This window comes from uncultured Nostoc sp. (assembly GCF_964245445.1).
GTDB lineage: Bacteria > Cyanobacteriota > Cyanobacteriia > Cyanobacteriales > Nostocaceae > Nostoc.
Map to the genome: position 1 here is coordinate 1 of NZ_CAXTNE010000233.1, position 12,686 is coordinate 12,686.

The window sequence follows — 12,686 nt, forward strand, 5'->3', positions numbered from 1 at the left end:
GGATGAGGGAGAAAGAAGCAATGCCCAATGCCCAATGCCTTATTCCCAAGAATCTGGCAATTGCGGAGGGTCAAGGTTAAACCATTTTAGATAAATTTGCTTGTAAGTGCCATTGGATAACAAAGTCGCTATACCTTCGTTAATTACATCTATATGAGGGGAGTCTTTAGGCGTAGCAATCCCGTAGTATTCTTGGGTGAGCAAGTCGGCAACAACTCTGATGCCTTGGAGTTTGCCATTTTTAATCGCATACAAAGTTGCGAAAGCATCGCTAACCACAGCATCAACATTGCCATTGAGTAAGTCTTGGAAAAATTCTGGCCCAGAACTAAAAGTACTAATTTTGGCGTTGGGGATGGTTTTGGCAAAATCTGCCCCAGTGGAACCAATTTGTACAGCGATTTTTTTACCTTTGAGACTATTGAAGTCTTTAATATTTTGATTGTCTTCGCGGACAGCGATCGCTAGTCCGGCTTTAAAATAAGGTCGTGAAAAAGCAATTGTTTTCAGGCGTTCGGCGGTAATGGTGATTCCGCTAATTGCTGCATCGACTCTTTTGGCTTGCAAAGTTGAGATCATGCCATCAAAGGGCAGACTTTCAAACTGGACTGCAAAACCTGCTACTTTAGCGATTGCATTCATCAAATCAATATCAAAACCTTCCAAGTTCCCGCTAGCCCTTTGGATTTCAAAAGGGATAAACGTAGGGTCTGTAGCAACCTTGAGAAGTTTAGCATCTGGGTTAGTAGTGGAATAGTAACTTTTACAGGCAATAATCAGTAGCAGACAGCCTAAGCTTAGAATTAGCTGCTGCCACTTGAGGTTAATTAATTTCACTGTCAGTAATTCCGTTCTATCAGTCAATATTCAGGATACTTGTCATCATGTTATAAGGAAGAATACATCCTTCAGCAGCCAGAATCCACCATGAATTCTGGGCGACTAACGAAAGTTTAATACCCCCACTCTCTTGAAAAGTGATGCTCCTGCGGAGGCTCGTTCCGACGCTGCGCTATCGCTAACTGTAACGCTGCGCTAACAGATCGAAGGCTTCCTCCGATCTGACTTTTCGCTAATTGCCTTCTTGTGTGTTCTCTATTTTGACTTTCAATTTTGAACTTTTTATGGCTGCCACTACCCCTGCTTACCGAATTGCTGATTTGTTCGCCGAACGAGCTAGAAACATCGCACCACCAACTTACAGTACAGAGTTAACCAAAATCGCCACTGTCAGCTTTACCTATGGTCTAGCTGACCCAATTCTTTTTCCTCACACTCACTTGGCTGCTGCAAGTGCTGCTGTGCTGGCACAAGAGGCTCCGATCGCTCTCAATTACGGCCCACCTTCATCTCAACTATACGAGCAAATTATCCTGCGCTTGCAGGCTAAAGGAATCACTACCGATCGCGATCGCCTGATCATTGGCTATGGTTCTGGCCAGATTCTGGGCTTGCTACCAGATGTGTTTGTCGAACCTGGTGATGTGGTAATTGTGGAAGGGCCAACCTTCCTGGGAGTAGTTGTTAGATTTGTCCAGGCTGGCGCACGCATAATTTCCATTCCTGTGGATGAGTTGGGGATGGATGTAGATGCCCTAGAAGAAACATTGAGCGACTTGAAGAAGCAGGGCATCCGGCCCCGGTTTATTTACACCATCCCCACCTTTCACAATCCCACAGGCACTACTATGCCGTTATTTCGCCGTCAAAAACTGGTAGCGTTAGCGGCTGAATATGGCGTGCTGGTGGTGGAAGACGATGCTTATAGCGATTTGCGCTTCCAAGGAGAAACAGTGCCTCCCCTGGCAACTCTCGACAAGGAGGGGTGGGTATTATATGTGAGTACCTTCTCGAAAATCATTGCGCCTGGTATAAGGTTGGGATGGGCTTGTGGCGATCCAACGATTATTCAGCGGCTGGCAATGTTCAAAAGTGAGGGGCCTGTAGGACCATTTGTCAGCCATGTGGTCGCCCGCTATTGTGCCACAGGCAAACTAGATAATCACATTCAGGAATTAATTGCCTGCTACAAGCATAAGTGCAATTTGTTGTTAGAAGCGATCGCTCAAGAGTTTCCCAGTGATGTAGTTGCTTTGCGTCCCGATGGCGGCTTCTTCGTTTGGTGTAAATTGCCCTCAGACATTAGCGCTAAAGCACTCCTAATAGCTGCCAGTGAACACGGCATCAGTTTTCTGCCAGGGACTCGCTGCTACACTAATGGACAGGGGGATGATGCTATCAGATTAGCTTTTAGCTTTCAGCCAACTCAGAAGATTGTTGAGGGAATCGCTACATTAGGAGCAGTGTTGCGCGAATGGCGGTAATTCTTCAGGGGGCAGGGGGCAGGGGGAAAGGCACAAGCCTCGCCTCTTGTTTGTGGGCGAAAGCATCTCTGCTTTTTTCTCCCCTGCTTTTTCACTGATACCTCGTTCCCTGTCTCAGACTGGGAATGCTTTTTGTCAGGCTCCCTCCTCCTGTCTCAGTGGGAGCAGGCCAATCAAGACCATTTCCTTTTTAGAACCGGGAAACGGGATTTTGATTTTCAATAAATTTTGTAAATTTTTAAAAAATTTGTTCTAATCGTTGGAAATCTCGCTGCACTTCATACCAGAGACTTTTATTATGGGGATCTGTCTTTAGAGCTTTTTTGAGATAAATTCTGGCTTTGAGTAGCTGGTTTTGGGAAATTAGCGCCCGTCCCCAAATTTGATAGGCGATCGCTAGCCATTGACGAACTTCTGCATCTGTTGATAAACGATCTGCTAAAGCTTCCGCTAGGGCGATCGCTTGCGGAAATCGTCTTTCTTGCAAAAATCGCTGCAATTGCTCATAAGTTTTCCACTTGAGCCGTTCTTCTATTTCCAGCACATTAGGCGGCTTTGGTTTCCCTGGTTCTTGGCTTGTCACCGTTGTTACTGGTGTTTTCTGCCTATGCGTTGCCTTAGCCTCACCACGCACACCAGATGTTGACACCTGAGTTGAATGTGCCACAGTTTCCTCTGGCAGTACCACAGTCAGCAGGAGTTTGTACGCCTCTGTCAACGCAATAAACTTATCTTTGGCTTTGTTGTCATCCGGGTTGATATCGGGATGATATTGCTGCGCCAATCGTCGGTAAGACGCTTTGATATCAGCAAAAGAAGCTCCCGATCTCAAACCTAGTAAACGGTAGCAATCTCCAAGATCCATCTTGAGCTATGAGCTATCGAATATCCAGCAAGAGGCTATTAGCTATCTGCTTCACGCCTGAACTATTAATAATAAGGGCTAATTTGCCTTTTTAAAGTTCAATGTTTACAGTTTGTTCATAAAAGGGCATTGGGCATTGGGCATTGGGCAATTAATTATTCTCCACCTGCTCCCTGCCCCCTGCCCCCTGCCTTCCTACTCCCCTGTTACTATCGAGGTTCGGTCTTCAATCACACGGTCAATTAAACCGTATTGTTTTGCTTCTTCGGCAGACATGAAAAAGTCACGATCCATATCTTTTTCAATTTTTTCTATGGTCTGACCTGTTTTATCGGCATAAATGCCATTGAGCTGGTGACGAATCCGCAGAATCTCTCTAGCTTCAATTTCGATATCGGTTGCTTGTCCACGGGTGCCACCTGAAGGCTGGTGAATCATAATCCGTGAGTGAGGCAATGCTAACCGTTTGCCTTTGGTGCCAGCAGCCAGCAGGAAAGATCCCATTGAAGCTGCTAAACCTACGCAAATAGTCACTACATCTGATTTTATATGTTGCATGGTATCAAAAATAGCCATGCCAGATGTAACCATCCCACCGGGGGAATTGATGTATAAATAAATATCTTTACCTGGATCGTCTGAATCCAGATACAGCATTACAGCAATAATTTGATTGGCAATTTCATCATCAATATCTCGCCCCAAGAATATAATCCGTTCCCGGTAAAGGCGATCATAGATGCTAATCCAATCTGTATATTGTCCTCCGGGCATCCGGTAAGGAACTTTAGGAACGCCTATAGGCATAATTTACTCCGTTTTTAATTAGTCATTAGTTATTAGTCATTGGTCATTGGTCATTGCTCATTGGTCATTAACATTAATAATTTTTGGTTATTAACAAAGGACAAAGGACGAATGACATAGACGCGCCAGCGGCTTCCCGCAGGGTAGGACAAAGGACAAATTAAAGGACACTGGCAGGGAGTGGGGGATTGGCGAGTTCTTCTTTCTCAAAAACTCGGTCAATAAGCCCGTATTCCTTTGCTTCGTAAGGTGTTAAATATAACAGTCGATCCATGTCTTTAGTAATTTTTTCTGGAGGTTGTCCGGTGGTGCGATGCAAGATATCAACTAACGCCCCTTTATTTACCAAAACTTCCCTGGCGCGAATTTGAATATCCGTTGCTTGACCTTGGGCGTAGCTCTTGGGCTGATGCAGGATAATCGAGGAGTGAGGCAAACTAGCGCGGCAACCTTTTGTACCAGCACTAAGGAGCATCGCTGACATACCCATCGCGGAACCGACGCAGATAGTGTGGATCGGAGGCTTGATATATTTCATGGTGTCATAAATGGCGAAGGCTTCGGTTTCAAAGCCAATGGGTTCGCCACTGTAACCGGAAGTGCCGGTGGAGTTGATATAGATTTTAATCGGTTTTTCGGGGTCGTCAGATTGCAAAAACAGCAATTCGGCCACGATTAATTCCGTGACAGCAGGCACCAAAGGCATCCCAATATAGACAATTCGCTCCTTCAATAAGAGGGAAGGTAAATCTGGCGGTGGTGTCCGGTAAAAGTTATCGCCGTAATATGGGGCTTGAACAGCCTTGATTGGGGAAATGTCCATAGCAACTGATCGCCTGAAACTATGCCGTTAACTGTAATACATCCTAGCGCGATGCCAGCCTTCCTTAAGGTGCGGATTTCTCCCTAATGCTAAAGGCGGCTTCGCATCTGCCAATGCTTGGCTTCTAAGATATTCTGATTATATTAGTGTATTTGTGTTGGATAGGTTTTCCGTAGAGCTAAAGTGGTGCTTTGAAGTTATTTTTTAGTATGTATATCCTGAATAGGGACTTTGAGTTATGAAGGTTAATTTGCAGCCTGCCTTGAATGATGGTAATTTGGACGCAAATCAACTGAACAGTCAACGTCAGTTGGGAATTTCAATTTCGGCGATCGCAGAGACTAAAGACCGCCATGTACCCCTGAATTTATGCTTAATTCTCGATCATAGTGGTTCGATGAACGGGCGATCGCTAGAAACGGTCAAAAAAGCAGCGAATCGTCTGGTAGATAGACTAAAAAATGGCGATCGCCTCAGTGTTGTAGTTTTTGATCACCGTGCCAAAGTCTTAGTACCCAATCAAAGTGTCGAAGATCCAGAAAAAATCAAACAGCAAATTAATCGCCTCGCCGCCGATGGTGGAACTGCGATTGACGAAGGACTGCGCTTAGGCATTGAGGAGTTGGCAAAGGGCAAAAAAGATACTGTTTCCCAAGCTTTTTTATTAACCGACGGTGAAAATGAACACGGTGATAATAATCGCTGTTTAAAATTCGCTCAATTGGCTGCTAGCTATAGTTTGACTTTGAACACTTTGGGATTTGGTGATAACTGGAACCAAGATGTTTTAGAAAAAATTGCTGATGCTGGCTTAGGTACTTTATCTTATATTCAAAAACCCGAACAGGCAGTGGAAGAGTTTAATCGCCTGTTTAGCCGTATTCAAACCGTGGGATTGACTAATGCTTATCTGTTATTCTCCTTGATGCCCAATGTTCGGCTAGCAGAACTTAAACCTGTGGCCCAAGTTTCCCCAGACACAATTGAGTTACCACTGCAACAAGAAGCTGATGGACGTTTCGCTGTGCGGTTGGGAGATTTAATGAAAGATGCAGAACGGGTAATCTTAGCTAATATTTATTTGGGACAATTGCCAACGGGTGAACAAGCGATCGCTAATGTGCAAGTCCGCTACGATGACCCAGCCACCAATAAGGTAGGTTTAGTTACACCAAATATCCCAGTTTATGCACATGTAGTGAAAAATTATCAAGCAGACCCAAATCCACAGGTGCAACACTCTATTTTAGCATTAGCTAAGTATCGCCAAACCCAGCTAGCCGAAACGAAATTGCAACAGGGCGATCGCTCTGGTGCGGCGACGATGTTACAAACGGCTGCGAAAACTGCTTTGCAAATGGGAGATACTAGTGCAGCGACGGTGTTGCAAACTTCTGCCACCCAACTACAATCTGGTGGAGATTTATCCGAAAGCGATCGCAAGAAAACCAGAATTGTCTCCAAAACAGTTTTGCAAGATACTCCTCCCCAGTAAACTCAGGTTTAGATGAAAGTTAAATTGCTCTCGGCGTTAAATGACAATAATGTTGATGTGGCTCAAACAAGTAGCCAACGTCAACTAGCAATTACAATTTCGGCAATCGCTGGTGAGTCCGATCAAAATCTGCCCCTTAATCTCTGCTTGATTTTGGATAGAAGTGGTTCCATGCATGGACAACCAATTAAAACGGTGATCCAGGCAGTAGAAAGATTAATCGATCGGTTGAAAGTAGGTGATCGCATCTCAGTTGTAGCTTTTTCCGGTACTGCGGAAGTCATTATCCCCAACCAAGCGATCAAAGACCCCGAAAGCATCAAATCTCAAATAAAAAGCAAACTGACTGCTAGCGGCGGTACTGCGATCGCTGATGGTTTGGAATTGGGAATTACAGAACTGATGAAGGGTACAAGAGGCGCTGTTTCCCAAGCGTTTCTGCTGACGGATGGGCATGGTGAAAGCAGTTTACGAATTTGGAAGTGGGATATTGGGCGAGATGACAACAAGCGCTGTCTTAAATTGGCGCAAAAGGCTGCCAAGCTAAACCTAACTATCAATACTTTCGGATTTGGTAATAGCTGGAATCAGGATTTGCTAGAAAACATTGCCGATGTCGGTGGTGGAACTTTAGCCCATATTGAACATCCTGAACAAGCTGTGGAGCAATTTAGCCGACTGTTTGGGCGGATTAAATCGATTGGGTTAACTAATGCCTACTTGCTGTTATCTCTAGTGCCCAATGTCAGACTAGCAGAATTGAAACCCATTGCTCAAGTTGCCCCAGACACAATCGAGTTAGCAGTGGAACCCGAAACTGATGGTAGCTTTGCTGTACGTTTGGGAGATTTGATGCAGGATGTAGAACGGGTAGTTCTGGCGAACATTTATCTGGGACAATTGTCAGAACGGAAGCAAGCGATCGCTCATCTGCAAATCCGTTATGATGACCCGTTGGTTAATGAACAAGATTTACTTTCGCCCCTCGTGCCAGTGTATGCAGATGTGGTGCGGGCGTATCAACCAGATTCTAATCCGCAGGTGCAGCAGTCTATTTTAACATTAGCGAAGTATCGCCAAACCCAGTTAGCCGAGGCGAAATTGCAACAAGGCGATCGCACTGGTGCAGCTACTATGCTGCAAACAGCTGCCAAAACTGCTTTACAAATTGGAGATAAAGGGGCAGCGACAGTGTTGCAAACTTCCGCCACTCGCCTGCAAGCTGGGGAAGAACTTTCTGAAGCAGACCTTAAGAAAACTAGGATTGTATCAAAGACTGTTTTACAAGAATAGTAAAAATTCGGCGTTGCTGATTAACAGTGAGCGTGTACAGTATTTTCAATTTAAAAATGGGTATATTAAACTCTATTTGATATCCATAAAAAATCCGTTTAATAACTAGTTAGCTAGCAATGTCAAGTAGGTCAGCGCATGAATTTGTATGACAGAGACTACTTTGCTAATGCTTGAGCACGTAACCTTTCAATCCGAATGCGAATGACAGAAGGAGTAGTTGCTTCATCAAGCGCCAGCAATGTATGAAAATCTGCATCGAGTGTAGCAACAACACGTCTCTCTTCTCTAGCTCTCTGTATGATTTCTCCATCTTCAGCTTCAGACATCTCAATCTCACCCACATGGATGGTATCGATACCTGAATCACGGAGCAATGCTGCCGCAGAGAATGGTAATCCCTGATCAAGCAACAGTTTCATAGCGGTTAGGTAGTTCAATGATGCGATCATCCAAGTAGGACGATGCAAAAATTAAGGCTTGTTGAATATCTTCATCTTCTAATTCGGGAAACTCCTGGCGTAGTTCTTCTCGATTAGAGTAGGTAGCTAATAACTCAATCACCCGACGAACGGTAAGGCGAAGATTACGAATAGAGGGTTGTCCATTCATACGATTGGGATTGCTGGTGATGCGATCTAATTTCATGGCAGTAACCCTAGCTCCTTACAAAAATTATCGTCCTTTTCACACCCTCCAACAAGGAAACTTAGCAGATAGCCAAAAAATTATGGTCAATCCGACAATGAGCGATCGCTGCTGGATTGCAACTTCGTAAACGTTGACGAAATTAAACTTGAACTTGCTGCACCTCGAGGTGGATTCCGTGAGTCGTAAGAAGCTTTAATTCTTTAAAGCTTCTTCAAAGGTGCATCTGTCGGTTGTTTGACAGGTAGTAGATTACTTCGATACCTATGGCTACTCCTACCATCAATATTAAAACCCAGACGGTTTGTGGATCTGTTTGCAAAGCAAACCAAATTAACATTCCTAGTGCCACCAAACATATTCCAGCACCTAGAAATGAAATCCACTGCTTGCTTTTCGTATAACGATGCATACGAGCATTAGCTAAATTAACCGCAGCAAATATTAGGAGAAATCCAGCACTACCCATCGTTGAGATCCGATTTATGTCAAATAAATTGGCAATTATCAGAGTAATACCACTAGTAATAAATAAGCCAATTGAAGATTGGTTATAGCCATTTATTTGGCTGCCAGAGTCAAACCCCCTAGTTTTAGCAATAACAGAGCTAAAACGAGCTGAACCGTACAGTGTTGCGTTACTAGCCGAGAGAGTTGACAGCAGAGCAGCAATAGTAATCAAAACAGATCCCAATTGCCCCATAATTGGTTTGGCAACCTCAGCCAAAGCATAGTCTTTTGCTGCCAAAATCTGTTCTATTGGTTCTGCTCCCAATGTGACGAGTGCTATTAAAACGTAAAGCAAAATAACGAACCCGATTACAGAGTAATAAACTCGTGGCAAAGTATGCTTGGGATTGACAAGATCCTCTGCTGCATTGGCGATTAGCTCAAAGCCTTTATAAGACAAGAAGATCACCATTGCTCCTGCGAAAATTGACTGTAGCGACGACACTGAGACTGGTTGTAGACGGGAAATGTCGATATGACTGCTCCCCATAATAATGAACAGTATCAAAATTCCCAGTTTGAAGCTGACAATCCAGATTTGAGATTTCCCAATATAATTGGCAGTTAGTAGATTTAGTCCTGTTGTGCCTAAAATTGCCAAGCTAATCAGTAAGTGCTTCCAAATAGGTTGAGTAGATGTTGTGAACAGGCTAACTCCATAACTACCAAAAGCCTGCAAGTAAAAGGAAAGCATTACTACATAGCTAAACCATAATAGAAGATTCAGTGTCCCACTAAACAGCCCTAGACCAAAAGCCTGGTTTAAGAAGGTTACTGTCCCGCCTCGACATGGATGAGCTACCGAAAGTTTGGCATAAGCATAAGTAGTTATCAAAGCTATTGTCCCTGCTATAACAAATGCTAGTGGTGCGCCTGCATCAGCTATTTGGATTGCAACTCCCAGCGCTGGAAAAAGTCCACCGACAATGCCTCCTACACCCAATGCCCACACAGACCAAAAACCTATTTTTTTGCTTGACACCTGTAACCTCTTTAGGAATAGATAGTCTTATAGTCGTTGACTAGTACGCAGATAATCAAGCTGATCAATGTTGTTAGACTATTCTCTGTCCTTACACGCTACTACCGTGTACAGCTACTTGAACCAATATCGCGCCAAAAAGGTACGTAGTAATGGCTTTAGACATCAGCTTCAGGCATCCTAATTTCACGCAGATGGATACTGATCGCCATTGAAAAGCCAATCAAACCAATGCACCGAGTAACGGAAATCCAGATTATTTTAATATAGAGCGATCGCTCACAACCAAAAGCTCCGCAGCAAACAAGCCAATTTAGTAAGTCGAATGCCATTTTACTTGCGGAAAACACTAAAACTTGATGAACTCAGCGAAGTATCGTCAAACTTAGTTAGCCGAGACGAAATTGCAACAAGGCGATGTCTTACGACAAGCCGCTACGCGTCTACGCACTGGTGCAGCCACAATGCTGCAAACAGCAGCCAAAACTACCGATTTAATTAATAAATTACCCTTTCTCGTAAATTAAAGGGTTTAAGACCCGCAACGTCAACACGTAGTTCAGTTTCAGTCGGGGTTTAAATCCCCGTCTGAAACTCTCTTCAATTTTGAATTTTGAATTTTGAATTTTTAAGATACTAATTCCATCATTACCAGGCTACTCAAGCTCTTGGCAATCGCCTCTGGAGTCAGAACAAAATCTACTTTCCCGGTGTCAATAGCAGCTTTAGGCATATCGAAGTACTCCGAAGTAGTTTCATCTTGAGCAATCGTCGTGCCGCCATACTTTTTCATTGCCATCACTCCTAAAGCACCATCTCTGCCAAAGCCACTTAGGACAACAGCAATCCCTCGAATTCCGTAATTAAGTCCTACCGACATGAATAGTTTATCCACTGAGGGGCGAACAAAGTTCATCTTTGGCGACTCTAATAGAGACAGCTTACCGTTAGCACCGACTACTAAGTGCCGATCTGGAACATAAGTGTAAACTGTCCCTGGACGTATTATCTCCCCTGATTTTGCCTGCTCTACTTGCAAAGCTGTGTAGCGGCTGAGGATATGTGCCAGACGACTAGGGTAGAGAGGATTCATGTGCTGAACTACAATAATCGCCGCCGGGAAATCTGCTGGTAAAGCCGACAAAATTTGGATGATTGGCTTTTGCCCGCCCGCAGAAGCTCCGATCACCACTATGTTGTAGGCAATATTAGGGAAGTGTGACAGAATTCGGTGTCGTTGTTGTAACGCCATTTTTTCTTTGGGAATGTTTAGCGCTCAGTAGCGATCGTTTAATTAGTGCTGTAGCAGCTTCACAAGTCATCCTGCTATGTTGGACATCTAACATATATATTGTATATGTTCTGTAGCGAACATAAGCTGTTTATAACAGATAAATCTTTTGTCAGAGGTTTTTGATTACTGCCACTTATTTAATAGATATAAGACTGACTTAAACAGCCTTTTGCTATCTGTGTTTCAAATATCCTGCACTTGTGGAAAACCAACTTCTAGCTGCTCTACCCTCTGAGGAATACTCTCGTCTTGTTGCTTATATGAAGCTTATCCCCCTAGAGTTTAAGCAAGAACTTTACCTACGTAACCAACCAATTGAGTACGTCTATTTCCTCAACGATGGTGTAGCCTCTATGCTCACAGTTATGACGGACGGTTCGGCAATCGAAGTGGCTACGGTGGGCAATGAAGGAATGGTGGGTCTTCCAGTATTCCTGGGAGCCGATAGGATTCCGGGCGAGTGTTTTATGCAAGTTGCTGGCTCTGGCTTCAGGATGAGAGTAGATGCATTTAAAACTCATGTCACCGCAAGTAGTCCGTTGCACAACCTGCTACAACGATACACGCAAGCGCTGTTTAATCAAATTGCCCAATCAGCTGCCTGTAACCGCCTGCACTCAATAGAAGAGCGAATGTGCCGTTGGCTGCTGATGACTGCTGATCGAGTACAGACAGACACTTTTTCACTCACTCAAGAATTTCTCAGCACAATGCTAGGTGTGAATCGCTCCACTGTTAGCCTTAGTGCTTCTATTCTTCAAAAGGCGGGGCTAATCAACTATACTCGCGGGCAAATGACTATCATTGACCGCTCAGGTCTAGAAGATATCACTTGCGAGTGTTACCAAATCGTCAGAGCGGAGTTTGACCGTTTGCTTAACGGCAAATAAGGTTATTGGCTCCATCTTTGGATCTCCACACGAAGGGCATCGGTGAATTTTCCATGCCCAATGACGGCAGTTGCTCCACTTGGGGTCTAGCAACTGCCTCCCCAATGACCAATGCCCAACCCAAACCCTTGATTTTTCGTTACTGATGCGTAAGTCTTATACCAATTCGCAATTCGCAATACTCGCCAAAGGCGAGAAGCAAGCTACGCAATGACGCTCGCGGACTCGCTAGCGCTGCGCTAACGCAATTGAGAAATTTAGATGCAGCAAGGGAATCCCTGCTTACATTTGTTGCCTTATTTTAGAGAATTGGTCTTACTTGTGCATTCAATGGAGTAGTTGTGGTTCGATCAATGTGTTTAGCCTTAGTTTTCAATGTCTGATTCATCGCTTCAAAGCCTTGTCAATCGCTTATATTTAACCAATAAGCCAGCATCAGCAGTAAGCTGGTGAAACATTCTTGCTGAGTGAAGCGATCGCGTAAGCGTAGCCCGTTGTAGACATCGCAAGCTTTCGGCTTAACGATATACCAAGCGGAAAACACTAAAACTTGATGAACTCAGCGAAGTATCGTCAAACTTAGTTAGCCGAGGCGAAATTGCAGCAAGGCGATCGCAAGCTTTCGGCTCAACCATACACCAAAATCAATGCGTGAATTACTTAAATAAACAAGCAAACTGGGGTTTGAGAAAGCAATATCTCTTTTTGCTTGCTAAATCTACCGAAATCAGAAAGCAAACTGGGGTTTGAGAAAG

General features: G+C 44.1%; 16 protein-coding genes. 6 read left to right on the top strand and 10 right to left on the bottom strand.

Annotation, left to right across the window (positions count from 1 at the left end; genetic code table 11):
- Window positions 1-39 precede the first annotated feature (39 nt).
- Window positions 40-837, bottom strand: coding sequence for a basic amino acid ABC transporter substrate-binding protein (locus tag ACFE90_RS28935; protein ID WP_375505826.1), 798 nt, complete (start codon window positions 835-837; stop codon window positions 40-42).
- Between the two features lie 287 nt (window positions 838-1,124).
- On the opposite strand from ACFE90_RS28935, the gene ACFE90_RS28940 reads away from it, so the two are divergent.
- Window positions 1,125-2,324 (top strand): PLP-dependent aminotransferase family protein, encoded by a 1,200-nt coding sequence (locus ACFE90_RS28940; RefSeq protein WP_375505827.1) that lies wholly within the window; start codon window positions 1,125-1,127, stop codon window positions 2,322-2,324.
- Between the two features lie 238 nt (window positions 2,325-2,562).
- On the opposite strand, the gene ACFE90_RS28945 is transcribed toward ACFE90_RS28940, so the two are convergent.
- The 3 genes from ACFE90_RS28945 to ACFE90_RS28955 all read right to left on the bottom strand — a co-directional run bounded on the left by ACFE90_RS28945 (window position 2,563) and on the right by ACFE90_RS28955 (window position 4,819).
- On the bottom strand, window positions 2,563-3,189 hold the full coding sequence (locus ACFE90_RS28945) for a DnaJ domain-containing protein (protein WP_375505828.1): 627 nt from the start codon (window positions 3,187-3,189) through the stop codon (window positions 2,563-2,565).
- Between the two features lie 195 nt (window positions 3,190-3,384).
- The gene (locus ACFE90_RS28950) at window positions 3,385-3,996 is read right to left on the bottom strand and encodes an ATP-dependent Clp protease proteolytic subunit (protein WP_292867827.1); all 612 of its coding nucleotides are present in this window, start codon (window positions 3,994-3,996) and stop codon (window positions 3,385-3,387) included.
- A gap of 160 nt (window positions 3,997-4,156) precedes the next feature.
- On the bottom strand, window positions 4,157-4,819 hold the full coding sequence (locus tag ACFE90_RS28955; RefSeq protein ID WP_375505829.1) for an ATP-dependent Clp protease proteolytic subunit: 663 nt from the start codon (window positions 4,817-4,819) through the stop codon (window positions 4,157-4,159).
- A 238-nt stretch (window positions 4,820-5,057) separates the two neighbouring features.
- Between ACFE90_RS28955 and ACFE90_RS28960 the strand changes: the two genes are divergently transcribed.
- Both ACFE90_RS28960 and ACFE90_RS28965 read left to right on the top strand, forming a co-directional pair.
- On the top strand, window positions 5,058-6,314 hold the full coding sequence (locus tag ACFE90_RS28960; protein WP_375505830.1) for a VWA domain-containing protein: 1,257 nt from the start codon (window positions 5,058-5,060) through the stop codon (window positions 6,312-6,314).
- A 12-nt stretch (window positions 6,315-6,326) separates the two neighbouring features.
- The gene (locus tag ACFE90_RS28965; RefSeq protein WP_375505831.1) at window positions 6,327-7,607 is read left to right on the top strand and encodes a VWA domain-containing protein; all 1,281 of its coding nucleotides are present in this window, start codon (window positions 6,327-6,329) and stop codon (window positions 7,605-7,607) included.
- 158 nt (window positions 7,608-7,765) lie between these two features.
- On the opposite strand, the gene ACFE90_RS28970 is transcribed toward ACFE90_RS28965, so the two are convergent.
- On the bottom strand, window positions 7,766-8,047 hold the full coding sequence (locus ACFE90_RS28970; protein ID WP_375505832.1) for a DUF5615 family PIN-like protein: 282 nt from the start codon (window positions 8,045-8,047) through the stop codon (window positions 7,766-7,768).
- Window positions 8,013-8,255: a DUF433 domain-containing protein gene (locus ACFE90_RS28975; protein ID WP_334822483.1), complete on the bottom strand. Its 243-nt coding sequence runs from the start codon at window positions 8,253-8,255 to the stop codon at window positions 8,013-8,015. The genes ACFE90_RS28970 and ACFE90_RS28975 overlap by 35 nt, the downstream gene beginning before the upstream one ends.
- On the opposite strand from ACFE90_RS28975, the gene ACFE90_RS28980 reads away from it, so the two are divergent.
- On the top strand, window positions 8,254-8,385 hold the full coding sequence (locus ACFE90_RS28980) for a hypothetical protein (RefSeq protein ID WP_334822480.1): 132 nt from the start codon (window positions 8,254-8,256) through the stop codon (window positions 8,383-8,385). The two genes, ACFE90_RS28975 and ACFE90_RS28980, sit on opposite strands and share 2 nt — an antisense overlap.
- Window positions 8,386-8,469: 84 nt before the next feature.
- Here the strand turns inward: ACFE90_RS28980 and ACFE90_RS28985 are convergent, their stop codons facing one another.
- Window positions 8,470-9,747, bottom strand: coding sequence for an APC family permease (locus ACFE90_RS28985; RefSeq protein WP_375505833.1), 1,278 nt, complete (start codon window positions 9,745-9,747; stop codon window positions 8,470-8,472).
- Window positions 9,748-9,905: 158 nt separating this feature from the next.
- Window positions 9,906-10,079 carry a hypothetical protein gene (locus tag ACFE90_RS28990; protein WP_375505834.1) on the bottom strand — a complete coding sequence of 58 codons (174 nt, stop codon included), beginning with the start codon at window positions 10,077-10,079 and terminating at the stop codon, window positions 9,906-9,908.
- Window positions 10,080-10,151: 72 nt separating this feature from the next.
- Between ACFE90_RS28990 and ACFE90_RS28995 the strand changes: the two genes are divergently transcribed.
- On the top strand, window positions 10,152-10,274 hold the full coding sequence (locus ACFE90_RS28995) for a hypothetical protein (RefSeq protein WP_375505838.1): 123 nt from the start codon (window positions 10,152-10,154) through the stop codon (window positions 10,272-10,274).
- A gap of 101 nt (window positions 10,275-10,375) precedes the next feature.
- Here the strand turns inward: ACFE90_RS28995 and ACFE90_RS29000 are convergent, their stop codons facing one another.
- Window positions 10,376-10,999 (bottom strand): chemotaxis protein CheB, encoded by a 624-nt coding sequence (locus ACFE90_RS29000; RefSeq protein WP_375505835.1) that lies wholly within the window; start codon window positions 10,997-10,999, stop codon window positions 10,376-10,378.
- A gap of 242 nt (window positions 11,000-11,241) precedes the next feature.
- Between ACFE90_RS29000 and ACFE90_RS29005 the strand changes: the two genes are divergently transcribed.
- The gene (locus tag ACFE90_RS29005; protein ID WP_375505836.1) at window positions 11,242-11,931 is read left to right on the top strand and encodes a Crp/Fnr family transcriptional regulator; all 690 of its coding nucleotides are present in this window, start codon (window positions 11,242-11,244) and stop codon (window positions 11,929-11,931) included.
- A gap of 403 nt (window positions 11,932-12,334) precedes the next feature.
- On the opposite strand, the gene ACFE90_RS29010 is transcribed toward ACFE90_RS29005, so the two are convergent.
- Complete coding sequence (locus tag ACFE90_RS29010) at window positions 12,335-12,475, bottom strand: hypothetical protein (RefSeq protein ID WP_375505837.1); 141 nt, start codon at window positions 12,473-12,475, stop codon at window positions 12,335-12,337.
- Window positions 12,476-12,686 lie beyond the last annotated feature (211 nt).

Coding starts and splice junctions, on each gene's coding strand:
- ACFE90_RS28940 (WP_375505827.1), top strand. CDS start 1,125: ATGGCTGCCACTACCCCTGCTTACCGAATTGCTGATTTGTTCGCCGAA.
- ACFE90_RS28945 (WP_375505828.1), bottom strand. CDS start 3,189: ATGGATCTTGGAGATTGCTACCGTTTACTAGGTTTGAGATCGGGAGCT.
- ACFE90_RS28950 (WP_292867827.1), bottom strand. CDS start 3,996: ATGCCTATAGGCGTTCCTAAAGTTCCTTACCGGATGCCCGGAGGACAA.
- ACFE90_RS28955 (WP_375505829.1), bottom strand. CDS start 4,819: ATGGACATTTCCCCAATCAAGGCTGTTCAAGCCCCATATTACGGCGAT.
- ACFE90_RS28960 (WP_375505830.1), top strand. CDS start 5,058: ATGAAGGTTAATTTGCAGCCTGCCTTGAATGATGGTAATTTGGACGCA.
- ACFE90_RS28965 (WP_375505831.1), top strand. CDS start 6,327: ATGAAAGTTAAATTGCTCTCGGCGTTAAATGACAATAATGTTGATGTG.
- ACFE90_RS28980 (WP_334822480.1), top strand. CDS start 8,254: ATGGCAGTAACCCTAGCTCCTTACAAAAATTATCGTCCTTTTCACACC.
- ACFE90_RS28975 (WP_334822483.1), bottom strand. CDS start 8,255: ATGAAATTAGATCGCATCACCAGCAATCCCAATCGTATGAATGGACAA.
- ACFE90_RS28990 (WP_375505834.1), bottom strand. CDS start 10,079: ATGGCATTCGACTTACTAAATTGGCTTGTTTGCTGCGGAGCTTTTGGT.
- ACFE90_RS29000 (WP_375505835.1), bottom strand. CDS start 10,999: ATGGCGTTACAACAACGACACCGAATTCTGTCACACTTCCCTAATATT.